14 protein-coding genes are annotated in these 12,104 nt (G+C 60.5%); 10 read left to right on the top strand and 4 right to left on the bottom strand.

Annotation, left to right across the window (positions count from 1 at the left end; all coding sequences use genetic code 11):
* Positions 1 to 915, bottom strand: coding sequence for a transporter substrate-binding domain-containing protein (locus BMZ36_RS13310; RefSeq protein ID WP_091197799.1), 915 nt, complete (start codon positions 913 to 915; stop codon positions 1 to 3).
* Positions 916 to 1,032: 117 nt separating this feature from the next.
* Between BMZ36_RS13310 and BMZ36_RS13305 the strand changes: the two genes are divergently transcribed.
* The 7 genes from BMZ36_RS13305 (at position 1,033) to ampD (ending at position 7,151) form a co-directional block, all read left to right on the top strand.
* On the top strand, positions 1,033 to 1,200 hold the full coding sequence (locus BMZ36_RS13305) for a hypothetical protein (protein ID WP_218142737.1): 168 nt from the start codon (positions 1,033 to 1,035) through the stop codon (positions 1,198 to 1,200).
* An 82-nt stretch (positions 1,201 to 1,282) separates the two neighbouring features.
* A complete protein-coding gene (gene ttcA, locus BMZ36_RS13300) occupies positions 1,283 to 2,224 on the top strand; it encodes a tRNA 2-thiocytidine(32) synthetase TtcA (RefSeq protein ID WP_091197791.1) in 942 nt (313 codons plus the stop codon).
* Positions 2,224 to 3,012, top strand: coding sequence for a fused MFS/spermidine synthase (locus BMZ36_RS13295; RefSeq protein ID WP_091197788.1), 789 nt, complete (start codon positions 2,224 to 2,226; stop codon positions 3,010 to 3,012). The genes ttcA and BMZ36_RS13295 overlap by 1 nt, the downstream gene beginning before the upstream one ends.
* Before the next feature lie 150 nt (positions 3,013 to 3,162).
* Positions 3,163 to 3,678, top strand: a complete 516-nt coding sequence (locus BMZ36_RS13290; RefSeq protein ID WP_091197784.1) for an RNA pyrophosphohydrolase — start codon at positions 3,163 to 3,165, stop codon at positions 3,676 to 3,678.
* Entirely contained in the window at positions 3,678 to 5,276 is a 1,599-nt protein-coding gene (locus tag BMZ36_RS13285; RefSeq protein WP_091197779.1) for a sensor histidine kinase, read from the top strand. The genes BMZ36_RS13290 and BMZ36_RS13285 overlap by 1 nt, the downstream gene beginning before the upstream one ends.
* Complete coding sequence (locus BMZ36_RS13280; RefSeq protein WP_091197775.1) at positions 5,257 to 6,612, top strand: sigma-54-dependent transcriptional regulator; 1,356 nt, start codon at positions 5,257 to 5,259, stop codon at positions 6,610 to 6,612. Before BMZ36_RS13285 ends, BMZ36_RS13280 begins: the two co-directional genes overlap by 20 nt.
* Positions 6,609 to 7,151: a 1,6-anhydro-N-acetylmuramyl-L-alanine amidase AmpD gene (gene ampD, locus BMZ36_RS13275; protein WP_091197770.1), complete on the top strand. Its 543-nt coding sequence runs from the start codon at positions 6,609 to 6,611 to the stop codon at positions 7,149 to 7,151. Before BMZ36_RS13280 ends, ampD begins: the two co-directional genes overlap by 4 nt.
* 252 nt (positions 7,152 to 7,403) lie before the next feature.
* On the opposite strand, the gene BMZ36_RS13270 is transcribed toward ampD, so the two are convergent.
* The 3 genes from BMZ36_RS13270 to BMZ36_RS13260 all read right to left on the bottom strand — a co-directional run bounded on the left by BMZ36_RS13270 (position 7,404) and on the right by BMZ36_RS13260 (position 8,835).
* Positions 7,404 to 8,033: a pyrimidine 5'-nucleotidase gene (locus BMZ36_RS13270; protein WP_091197766.1), complete on the bottom strand. Its 630-nt coding sequence runs from the start codon at positions 8,031 to 8,033 to the stop codon at positions 7,404 to 7,406.
* Positions 8,030 to 8,461, bottom strand: coding sequence for a CBS domain-containing protein (locus BMZ36_RS13265; RefSeq protein ID WP_091197763.1), 432 nt, complete (start codon positions 8,459 to 8,461; stop codon positions 8,030 to 8,032). Before BMZ36_RS13265 ends, BMZ36_RS13270 begins: the two co-directional genes overlap by 4 nt.
* Positions 8,462 to 8,568: 107 nt before the next feature.
* A complete protein-coding gene (locus tag BMZ36_RS13260; protein ID WP_177187890.1) occupies positions 8,569 to 8,835 on the bottom strand; it encodes a biotin/lipoyl-containing protein in 267 nt (88 codons plus the stop codon).
* 90 nt (positions 8,836 to 8,925) lie between these two features.
* Between BMZ36_RS13260 and BMZ36_RS13255 the strand changes: the two genes are divergently transcribed.
* From BMZ36_RS13255 to BMZ36_RS13245, 3 genes are all read left to right on the top strand, one after another.
* A complete protein-coding gene (locus BMZ36_RS13255; RefSeq protein ID WP_091197755.1) occupies positions 8,926 to 9,249 on the top strand; it encodes a hypothetical protein in 324 nt (107 codons plus the stop codon).
* Between the two features lie 57 nt (positions 9,250 to 9,306).
* Positions 9,307 to 10,602 (top strand): tRNA (N6-isopentenyl adenosine(37)-C2)-methylthiotransferase MiaB, encoded by a 1,296-nt coding sequence (gene miaB / locus BMZ36_RS13250; protein ID WP_245747950.1) that lies wholly within the window; start codon positions 9,307 to 9,309, stop codon positions 10,600 to 10,602.
* Between the two features lie 65 nt (positions 10,603 to 10,667).
* Positions 10,668 to 11,804 carry an acyltransferase family protein gene (locus BMZ36_RS13245; RefSeq protein ID WP_091197748.1) on the top strand — a complete coding sequence of 379 codons (1,137 nt, stop codon included), beginning with the start codon at positions 10,668 to 10,670 and terminating at the stop codon, positions 11,802 to 11,804.
* The last annotated feature ends 300 nt before the right edge of the window (positions 11,805 to 12,104 follow it).

Genomic DNA, 12,104 nt, shown 5'->3' with positions numbered 1-12,104 from the left:
TCAATCCCGGCGCGGGTCGAAGAAATACTTCCGGTAATCGAAATCGATCCGGTCGATATTGGGCGTTTCCAGCTGGAAAATCTTCCGCTGCTTCAGCTTTGAAAAGTTGATGGCATGCTGGTAATGCTCGCGCCAAAGCTTGCGTAGCGAACCGTCCTTGTAGGCCATTTGCAAGCCCTTGCCGACCCGTTCCAACGCCTTGCCGTTGCCCTTGCCCGAGAAGAAGAAGCGCGGCAGCGGATAGGACAGCACGAAACTCCGGTCGTAATCCAAGCCGGGGATCGCCGTGCGGCGCTTGTCATACTCCGCTTCAAGCTCGTTGATTCCCCGGCAAAAAAGATCGAAATTGTTGGCCGCCACCCGCAGGAAAAGATCTTCGTAGACGGGCACGGTCACCACCTTGAACTGGTTGTGACGCAATATGGCCACATCGGCCCAGCCGACCCCTTGCCCCACGCTGAAATGCCGTATTTCATCGAGTGTTTTTGCCTGGGAGGCCGCAGTCTTTGCTGTCGGAGAAACAAAACAGATACGGAAGCCGGTAATGCCCAAATCCACCGGGAAACGCGCATAGTCCAGTCCTGCATCGAGCAAGTGGTTCTGGAAAGACGTCATCACCATGAAATTGGGATAGGTACCGCGCCGCGCTTCTTCCAGTGCCCGCGCGGTATTCATGCGCGGCGCAGGCTGCAGGCGATAATCGCCGTACTCGGCGCGGGTTTTTTCCAGCGCCAGCCGCAAAGCCGCGATGTTGTAGAGTTGCCGGGTATCGGCCGCGCTTTCCGCAGAGGTATGGGTCAAAACGACAGGAGCAGGCGACTCCGATGCGGCTACGTGGCTGGCGTGTATACAAAAAAAGCAAAACAGTGCGAGCCGTTTGCCGCGAAAAAACAGGCGAGCGAAAAATTTCGACATGTGATTGGAGCAACCTTCAAACACTCAGGTTCTGCACACCCTTCTGCATGCAGATCTACCCTCGTTTATTATTTTTTTATGCCATCATACGCCGTTTATCGTCCGGAGGAGCCCATCTTGAAACCGCGCAACCCCGTGGCCTGCTCGCCGCCTCTGAAAAAAGGCGGCGCGCATGTCAAAACCGAGAAGCGAAAGCGCCAGATGCAAAAAAGGGAATTGAAAACCGAACTGGCCGCGATCAAAAGCAAAGGCCGTTGTGATTTCCACAGCGGCCTTTGCTTTTGATCGCATGTCATATGCGTTAAAATCCGCGCCAATTCAATTATCTACAGCCGTACATCCATCCGGCTGACTTTCCGGATTTGCCATGACAACCAGCACCAAACCCGAACTTTCCGAAGCGGAGAAAAAACAGCAGTTCGAAAACAAGAAGCTCACCAAGTGGCTGCGCCATGGCGTGGGCGATGCGATCAACGATTTCAACATGATCGAGGAGGGCGACCGGGTCATGGTCTGCCTGTCGGGCGGCAAGGACAGCTATGTGATGCTCGACATCCTGCGCGGCCTGCAGAAATCCGCGCCGGTCAATTTCTCGCTGGTCGCAGTCAACCTCAACCAGAAACAGCCTGGGTTCGATGAAACGATCCTGCCAACTTATCTGGAAAGCATCGGCGTCGAATACCGCATCGTCGAGGAAGATACCTATTCGATCGTCAAGAAACTGATCCCTGAAGGCAAGACCACCTGCAGCCTGTGTTCGCGCCTGCGTCGCGGCATTCTCTACCGTGTGGCGACCGAGTTGGGCGCGACCAAGATTGCACTCGGCCACCACCGCGAGGACATTCTGGAAACGCTGTTCCTCAACATGTTCTACGGCGGCAAGCTCAAGGCCATGCCGCCCAAGCTCGTAACCGACGACGGCCAGCATGTGGTGATCCGCCCGCTTGCCTATTGCCGCGAGAAGGACATCAAGCGTTACGCCGAGTGGAAGCAATTCCCGATCATCCCGTGCAACCTGTGCGGATCGCAGCCCAACCTGCAGCGCGTGGCAGTCGGCGAAATGATCGAGGACTGGGACCGTCGCTTCCCCGGCCGCGTCGAAACCATGATGAAGGCCCTGCGCAACGTGGTGCCGTCGCACCTTGCCGATCCAAAGATTTACGATTTCGTGAACGCCAGGGCCGACGGCAAGCCGCGAGCCGACGGCGACATCGCCTTCGACCGCGAAGAATTCAGCGAACCAAACCGCATCTCGATTCTGGCCAGCAAACCGGAAAACATGCATGGCGCGTGCGGGAGCAATACCTGATGTTGTTCCGCAGCAAACGTTACAGCCCCGGCGCGCACAGCGAGATCATGATCGACATTTCCGAGGAAAACGGCATTCGCAAACTGCATTTCGGCGAGTTCGATACGCAAAGCGCGATGAAGGTTTCCGCCCCGGACGAACTGATCTTGACTTACTGCCGCTGCATGATGGGCTTTCTGCTGTTTACCGATGCCCCGCAAAACGCCCTGCTGATCGGACTGGGGGGCGGCTCCATCCCCAAATGGGTGCACCGCCATATGTCGGAAACCCGCCTCACCTGCGTGGAACTGCATGAACAGGTGGTGAACGTGGCACGCAGCATGTTCCACCTGCCCGAAGACGACGAACACCTGCAGGTAATCGTCGGCGATGGCGCGGCACATGTCTGGCACATGGAGGAAAACAGCGTCGATCTGATCATGATGGATGCCTACTCCGCCACCGGCATCGCCCCGCCGCTCGCCACCACGGATTTCTTTGCCGCCTGCCGCGACCGACTGACCGATGACGGCGTACTGGCCGTCAACCTGTGGGGGTCGGACAAACGCTTCTCGGAATATTGCGCCCGCCTCGGCGGGGTATTTGACGGCCGCATCCTGTGCCTGCCCGCCCGGCAACGGGGGAACGTCGTGGCTTTTGGCTTTCGGCGCGGCCAGAATAGCCCGCAATGGGCTCGCCTGGCCGAAAAGGCAGAAAAGCTCAAAGCCGAATACGGGCTGGAGTTCGACGAGTTCGTCACCGACCTCGCCAGGATGAACCCGCACAACGACCGTCGGCTGTTTATTTAGAACCTGTTTCGGTAGGTGAAATCGGCTCTTGGTCGCCCTCCCGTCTCTGTCGTATACTGCCACCAGAGTGATATCCACGACATGATCGCGGATTTCGGGGTTGCCTGCCCGCCGGGTCGGCCCCCGCCAAAGAGTTTGCAGGGTAAGTCTATGCTCGACCGAGACGGCTATCGTCCGAATGTCGGCATCATCATCGTCAACCACCGGAACCAGGTGTTCTGGGGCAAGCGCGTGCGCGAGCACTCCTGGCAGTTCCCGCAAGGCGGCATCAAGCCGGGGGAATCGCCCGAACAGGCCATGTACCGCGAGCTGATGGAGGAAGTGGGTCTGGCGCCGAACCAGGTGGAGATCCTCGGCCGCACACGCGACTGGTTGCGATACGATGTTCCGACCAACTGGGTACGGCGCGAATGGCGCGGTACCTACAAGGGCCAGAAGCAGATCTGGTTCCTGCTGCGCCTGACCGGCCGCGATTCCGATGTGTCCTTGCGGCGCACCAGCCACCCGGAATTCGACGCCTGGCGCTGGAGCGAGTACTGGTCGCCGCTCGATTCGGTGATCGAGTTCAAGCGCAGGGTTTACGAAGCTGCGCTGTCCGAGCTGACGCGTTTTCTCGAAGAAACGCCGTTACGCCAGACACGCAACGCAAACGCTCCGCGTGACTGATGGGCTTCGTTCACAGCATCACGAACTTCAAGCAGCACCACCGCACCACGGCGAGCGAAGCCCACTGGCAATCGCTCGCCGCTTTCAACATCTTCCGGCTTCTCACGGTCATCGCATTGCTGGTAGGCGGGCTCGTCTTCAGTTCCCGCATGGCCCACCCGGTCCTGCTCAGCATTGCGGCAGGCTACTCGCTGCTGGCCATCGCCTTCGCCATAGGCATCGCCCGCCGTCGCCCCGGCTTCGACCAGCAACTCACCCTGCACGTCGCTGCCGACGTCATTTTCATCGTTACGCTGATCGCGCTGCTGGGAGGGCTCAAAAGCGGAGTCGGGCTGCTGCTGCTTCCCTATCTGGCTGCGGCCGGTCTGATTGCCCAAGGGCGGATGACGCTGTTTCATGCCGCGCTCGCCACAATCGCACTGCTGGGAGAGGAAACCTACCGGGCCTACCGCTCCCCCGAAGTCGATTACAACTTCACCACGCTGGCATTGCTGTGCGTGGCATTCTTCGCGGTGGCGTGGGTGGCGCACCGTTTGGCCCGCTATGCCCAGGAAAGCCAGAAGCTCGCCGAACAAAGGCGCGTCGACCTCGCAAAACTTGACCGGCTTAACCAGCGCATCCTGCAAGACGTCTCCGATGGCGTTCTGGTGATCGATGGCAAATACCGTATCCGCCAGTTCAACCAGCAAGCAGAACGCCTCACCGGCTGCCATCCAACCCACGATGTCCGGCTCGACGCCCTGTTGCCGGGACTGGAAGCCGCGCTCCTGGCTTGGCACGAAGATCCGTCCCTGCCACCTCCCTTGTTGACAGCCCCCGGAACACACAAGCTCTTGCGCCCGCGCTTTGTGGCGCTGTCTCCCGGCTTTGCCGGCAGCGCCCTGATCTACCTGGAAGACATGGACCGGCTGCGCCGCGAAGCCCAACAGATCAAACTCGCAGCGCTGGGCCGGCTCACGGCCAATCTGGCGCACGAGATCCGCAACCCCCTCGGCGCCATCAGCCACGCCGCACAACTACTGGCTGAAGAATCCCGCGATCCGCTGATCGACAAACTGACGCGCATCATCGGTGAAAACACCCAGCGGCTCGACCGCATGGTCAAGGACGTGCTGGAGCTCAACCGGCGCGACCGGTTGCAGATGCGCCCGATCCGCCTCGGAGAATGGCTGGGACAATTCCTGGACGAATTCAGCCAGGTCGAGGGCATCTCCGCCGCCATCGTGCTCGATTGTCCCCCGGAAGCGGAAATACACTTCGATGCCGGACACCTGCATCAGGTGCTCTGGAACCTCGCGCGCAACGGCTGGCGCTATTGCAGCAAAAACGATGGCAGTCTGGTCTTCACGGTAAGGGCACAAGGGCGACACTGGCGGCTCGACGTTTGTAACGACGGCCCGCCCGTCCCCGCCGAAGCGCAGGCCCAATTGTTCGAGCCGTTTTTCACCACCGACGCACGTGGAACCGGCTTGGGGCTTTATATCGCGCGCGAGATCTGCCAGGCCAACAATGCGCAGATAGAATATGTTTCTCCGCCGCAAGGCGGGGCCTGTTTCCGCCTCACCTTCGGATTGCACGATGGCCAAAAAACCCGCTAAGACCCCAGCCCGCCGGGCACTGGTGGTCGACGATGAAGTCGACCTTGCCGATCTGCTGGAGCTCACCCTGCTGCGCATGGGGCTGGAAGTCGACAAGGCGCACGGCGTACAGGAAGCCTGCGCCAGTCTCGACAGCACCCACTATGACCTCTGCCTGACCGACATGCGCATGCCCGACGGCGAAGGACTGGAAGTGGTGCGCCATATCCAGAAAAAGGGGCTGGACGTGCCCGTCGCGGTCATCACCGCCTACGGCGGCACCGAAAACGCTGTAGCCGCACTCAAGGCCGGCGCGTTCGACTACCTCGCCAAGCCGGTGTCGCTGGAGCAACTGCGCACCTTGGTCAAATCGGCGCTGCGGCTTGAACCCGCCGCGGAAGAGGAAGAAACCGAACAACTGCTGCTGGGGCAATCGTGCGCCATCCAGCAAGTGCTCACCTTGGTCGACAAGCTCGCCAGGAGCCAGGCGCCGGTCTACATCACAGGCGAATCCGGTTCCGGCAAGGAGCGCGCCGCCCGGCTCATCCACGCCAAATCGAACCGCGCCGAGAAACCGTTCGTCGCCGTGAACTGCGGCGCGATCCCGGAAAACCTCATGGAAAGCGAGTTCTTCGGCTACCGCAAGGGCGCTTTCACCGGTGCCAACGAAGACCGCGACGGTTTTTTCCAGGCGGCCAGCGGCGGCACGCTGTTCCTCGACGAAGTCGCCGACCTGCCGCTCGCGATGCAGGTCAAGCTGCTGCGCGCCATCCAGGAGCGCAAGGTGCGCAAGGTCGGCGCGACCAGCGAAGAACCGGTCGACGTACGCATCATCTCGGCCACGCACCGCAATCTTGCCCAGTGCGTCGAAGCCGGCACCTTCCGCCAGGATTTGTTCTACCGCCTCAACGTGATCGAAATGCGCATGCCGCCTCTGCGCGAGATGGGCGAGGACATCCTGCTGATCGCGCGCAGCATCCTCGGCAAACTCGCCGCGCGCCAGGGCGCACCCGCCCCCGAACTCGGACATGAGGCCGAACTGGCGCTGCAGCGCTACGATTTCCCCGGCAATGTGCGTGAACTGGAAAACATCCTCGAACGCGCGCAGGCTCTCTCCGACGGCGTCTGCATCACCCCGGACGACCTGCAACTCACCATCACCGAGCGAGAAGAGCCCGAAATCACCGGGGGGCTCGACGGCAAGTATCCCCTGCAGGATTACCTCGACCGTGTTGAAAAGGCCGTGATTCTCGAAGCACTGGAAAAAACCCGCTTCAACCGCACCCAGGCCGCGCGCATCCTGGGCGTCACCTTCCGTTCGATGCGCTACCGCATGGAGCGGCTGGGAATCCAATGACGCCGGCCTGCATCGTCGCCACTGACGGATGGTGCACTACCGCCCGCCGCGTCCCGAGCCCCAACCACGACGCGCGCCCGCAAGGCACGGCCATCGACATGGCCGTGCTGCACAACATCAGCCTGCCGCCCGGCGAATTCGGTGGCGACGACATCGAGCGGCTGTTCACCAACACGCTCGACTGCGCCAGCCACCCGTTCTATGCGGGCCTGGCCAACCTGCGCGTGGCGGCGCACTTCCTGATCCGGCGCGATGGCGAGCTCGTGCAGTTCGTTTCCTGCAACGAGCGCGCCTGGCATGCCGGCGTTTCGCGCTGGCTGGGGCGCGAACGCTGCAACGATTTTTCCATCGGGATTGAAATCGAGGGATCGGACTACGTGCCGTTCAACGAAGCGCAATACGCCACGCTCGCTGCGCTGCTGCCGGCGCTCCGGCAGGCTTATCCCATCCGGCATCTGGTCGGTCACAACGACATCGCGCCGCTGCGCAAGACCGATCCGGGGCCCTTTTTCGACTGGCAGCGGGTCAGATTGTTTTGATCAGTGACAAGGCAAGTCAGGAGTAGGGTGCGCCGTGCGCACGCGGGCAGGACGGGATTAAGCGAGCAGCCCGGATGGAACAAGGTGAAATCCGGGGCTTTCGTTGGTAGCGGTCCAACCCGGTGTGTCTGTGCAACCCGAGTTCCCGGATTCCACTGCGCGGCATCCGGGCTACCTGCTGGCATCTACGGCTTATCCGACCTACACGCGGAGCAACCGCTCCCACAAGCGCCCTGCACCTTCAGAGTTGATTCAGCGAAAGCGCAACGGCAACTCGTCCAGCCGGCGAATCAGCACATCCGCCGCCAGCGAACGACGCGCCGAGCGGCGCAGCCACACCGTTTTGATACCGATTTTTTTGGCGGGGACCAGGTTGCAACTGGAATCCTCGACCATGACGCAGCGCCGCGGGTCGGCCCGCAGCAGGCGCAGCAGTTGGCGGTAGGTATTCACGTCCGGCTTGGGTTTGAGCCGCGCGTCCTCGACGCCGAAAACCACGTCGAAGCAGTCGCTCACCCCGAGTTCGGCCAGCAGTGTTTCGGCATAGATGCGCGGCGCGTTGGTGAAGAGGATCTTCTGTCCCTTCAGGCGCAGCAGGGTGCGGCGCAAGCCGCGCATCGGATGGATGGATTCGGTTAGCTCATCCAGCGGATGAGTCTCGAACAGAAAATGGTGCGGGTCGATATGCGGATGGTGGCGGATCAGCCCGAGCAGCGTGGCGCCGTAGCGCCGCCAGTAGTGCTGGCGCAGCGACGAGGCCTCCGAGTGGGTCAGTCCCAGCCGCCCCATCAGGTATTGGGTCATGGCTCGGTTGATCACCGGAAAGGCATGGCGGCTGGCATGGTGCAGCGTGTCGTCGAGATCGAAAAGCCAGGTGGTCATCGGTAGATGTAGCTTTCCAGTTGCTCGAGTGCGAATTGATGCTCGGTAATCGTTGCCCGCACCAGCTCTTCAATAGAGAGTAATCCTTGCACCTTGCCCCCTTCCTGGATCGGCAAGTACCGTATCCTTTTTTCAACCATCAGCGCCAGGCACTCATCGACCGGAATATCCGGCAACACACAAAATGCGCAAGGAGACATCACTTCGGAAACCGGGGTGGTCGCTGTCGATTTGCCGGCCAGCACCACACGGCGCGCGTAATCGCGCTCTGAAAATATGCCGGCCAGCTCGTTGCCATTCATCACCAGAACGGCTCCGATGTTCCATTCGGCCATGACTTGCAGGGCCTGAAAAACGGTATGGGAGGGGGAAACGCTGATCGTAACGGGCAAGGCTTTTTCTGCGAGTTGCTGGCGGGCGGTTTTCATGGCGGGCTCCGTATTCGGGAATCATTCTTATCCTAGCAGAGGATTGCGCCTCCTGCGGACAAAGAGCGAGGCGGCGCTTCTTCGGAACCTGTTCTGAGAACAGGTTCTCAGGTTTCCAGCAGCATCACCACTTCGCGCTCTTCCACCCTGTCGCCGGGCTTGACCAGGATCGCCACCACCTCGCCGCGGCAAGGACTGGGGATATCCAGAGCGACCTTGCCAGTCTCCAGAACAAGTATCGTCTCGTCGCGCTCGACATAACTGCCTTCGGCCATCGGGACGTCATCCACGGTCACTTCGCCTCGCCCGCAGTTGCCGCAGCTCGACCAGCATTCAGGAAAAACCGGGATCGTGACTTCAACGATCTGTTTCATGCCTGCATTGTGAACCATTCATACCGGACAAGCCACGGGTGAAAGCGGTTTGCGCTACAATGCAGCACCCTTTCCCTCCAAGGAAAAACCATGCGCAAGCTGTTGTTTTTGTTCATGGCCCTGCTGGCTTCGCAGGCCATGGCGCGACTGATTCCGGCCAACGCCCGCTTGGGCGAGGTCAGCTCTGTTGCGCCCATGCAGGTCATCATCGGCAAGGATACGCTGCGCCCGGCGCCCGGCCTCAGGGTCTTCAGCCAGCAAAACACCCTCATTTTCCTGCACCAATTGCCTGTCGGTTCGCTGGTGAATTACCAGCTCGACATACGCGGCGAACTATTCCAGGTGTGGATACTCACTCCTGAAGAACTCAAGCAAAAGGGCCTGAGCTCCCCAGCCTCCACATCCAGCTATTAACCTACCCGGATTTTTGTTGTGACCAAGAAAGTATTCATCAAGACCTATGGCTGCCAGATGAACGAGTACGACTCGGACAAGATGGCGGACGTACTGCAGTTTGCCGAAGGGCATGTCAAAACCAGCAATATCGAAGAAGCCGATGTCATCCTCTTCAACACCTGCTCGGTACGCGAAAAGGCGCAGGAAAAGGTGTTCTCCGACCTTGGCCGCGTCAAGCCGCTCAAGCAGGCCAAGCCGGGCCTGATCATCGGGGTCGGCGGCTGCGTGGCGAGCCAGGAAGGCGCCACCATCATCAAGCGCGCGCCGTACGTCGACGTGGTATTCGGCCCGCAGACCCTGCACCGCCTGCCGGAACTGATCGCCAAGCGCCGCGAAACCGGCACTTCGCAGATCGACACCTCGTTCCCGGAAATCGAGAAATTCGACCACCTGCCGCCGGCGCGCACCGAGGGAGCAACCGCGTTCGTCTCGATCATGGAAGGTTGCTCGAAATTCTGCACCTACTGCATCGTGCCGTTCACGCGCGGCCAGGAAGTCAGCCGCCCGCTTGATGACGTACTCACGGAAATCGCCGGACTGGTGCAACAGGGCGTCAAGGAAGTCACGCTGCTCGGCCAGAACGTCAACGCCTACCGCGGCGCGATGGAAGACGGCGAGATCGCTGATTTCGCACTGCTGCTGGAATACGTGCACGAGATTCCGGGTGTCGAGCGCATCCGCTACACCACCAGCCACCCGCGCGAGATGACCCAGCGCGTGATCGACTGCTACCGCAAGCTGCCCAAGCTCGTCTCGCACCTGCACCTGCCGGTGCAGGCCGGCTCCGACCGCGTACTGGTCGCCATGAAACGCGGCTACACCACGCTGGAATTCAAGTCGCTGGCGCGCAAGCTGAAAGAGGCCCGCCCCGACCTGTGCCTCTCGTCCGACTTCATCGTCGGCTTCCCCGGCGAAACCGAGGAAGACTTCGAAAAGACCATGAAGCTGATCGACGACGTCGGCTTCGACGCGAGCTTCAGCTTCATCTACAGCCGCCGCCCCGGCACCCCGGCCGCCGATCTTGAAGACGATGTGCCCGAGGAAGTGAAAACCAAACGCCTGATGCGCTTGCAGGCAAGGCTCGACGAGCGCGAGCAGGCCGTCAACCGCGCCATGATCGGCACCGTGCAGCGCGTTCTGGTCGAAGGCATTTCCAAAAAAGACCCGAACGAGCTGGCCGGCCGCACCGACAACAACCGCATCGTCAACTTCGTCGGCAACCCGCGCCTGATCAACCACTTCGTCGAAATCCACATTACCGGCGCGCTGTCGCACAGCCTGCGCGGGGATATTGTGACTCGCGAAAACTGAGTATCACATCGGCTCGGCGGCCCGGCCATCACCGGGCTCGCCAGCCGGCCTGCCTCTTCAAAACGATGACGACACCATCCGCCACGCCCCTGCAGCGCTTCGACGTTCTGGACAGTTTCCGGGGGCTATTTGCCCTGTCGGTGGTCATGTTCCACCTGCACATTCTGGACAGCTTCACCGAATGGTCTTTCTTCCGCTCGGCCGGGCTGTTCGTCGAATACTTCTTTACCCTGAGCGGTTTTGTTCTGGCGCACACCTACGGTAATAAATCCTTCGATGCTGCCCGGCTCGGGCGCTTCATGGTCAGCCGCCTCTTCCGCATCTTTCCGCTGCACTGGGTTCTGCTGCTGGCCTACACCGTCATGCTGGCGACGCTGGCCTGGCTGGATGGCGATTTCTCCGATGTGCTGGACTTGCTCGGAACGGGCGATTTCTGGAAAGAATGGGGCGCGAATTTCCTGCTGCTGCAAGCCTGGCTGCCGCAAACCGATCCGTTCTCCTTCAACGGCCCGGCCTGGACCATCAGCGTGGAGTTCCCGATCTACGCCGTGTTCGGCCTGATTTTGCTGATGCTCACCCGCCTGCGGGAACGAGGATTTCAGCTTGTCGCCCTCGGTTGCGCGCTGTGCGTACTCGCAGGCGCCAGCTTCATCTCCACGGGCAGCTTCCGGGGCGTGACCTGTTTTTTCATCGGCGCCGCAATTTACCCCCTCAGCCAGAAAATCGGTGCGGGGCGCTGGCCGGGCAAATGGAACGGGGTGATTGAACTACTGGTACTGGCGGGTCTCTATGCCTGCCTGACGTGGTCTTACCCCGCCCGCAGCCTTCTGGCCACCTGCTTTTATGCGCTGTTCATCCTGATTTTTGCGCGCGAGGCCGGAATCGTATCGCGCCTGCTCAAGCACCCCGTCTTTGAACTGCTGGGGCGTTGGTCCTATTCGATCTACCTTACGCACTACCTGCTGATCAGCGCACTGACCCAGGCGTTGCTGCGGCAAGATCAGGAGTCCGAGCCTTCATGGATTCGCGTAGTCCCCTCTTCGGGGCAGATGTTTCTCGACACGGGCAGCGCCTTGGGGAATACCATCCTGCCACTGGCCTTCCTCGGCGTGGTCATCCTGATTTCCCGCTTTTCTTATGAATACATCGAAAAAACTGGCGTAGTACTGGGCAAGCGCCTTTCCGGCAAAAAAACGTCCTGAGCCGCACAAATAGGGCACACAAATCAAGCAAATAGGAAGCAAATAGGGGACAGACCACAATTTCCGATCACAACAAGCCAAGCGACTCTGGCTCTTCCCGCTTTCTCGGCCGCCCCGACTGGCCCGGTTGGGCGCGCCGGCCTAGCATGCGGCCGATCTCCTCGCCAAATCGCGAATCCCCGAGCGCAAAGTTGCCGTTGGTCGCTCGGCGAATCGCATCGACCATGCCCGGTTCAAGTTGATAGCGGAAACGTCTCCCACTCTACCAGAAAACCATCACAGGAAACCGTGGTCTGTCCC

The organism is Formivibrio citricus, from assembly GCF_900115065.1.
GTDB classification, from domain to species: Bacteria; Pseudomonadota; Gammaproteobacteria; order Burkholderiales; family Chitinibacteraceae; genus Formivibrio; species Formivibrio citricus.
Note: the sequence above shows the minus strand (reverse complement) of the source record. Positions and strands in the feature narration are given on the sequence as shown.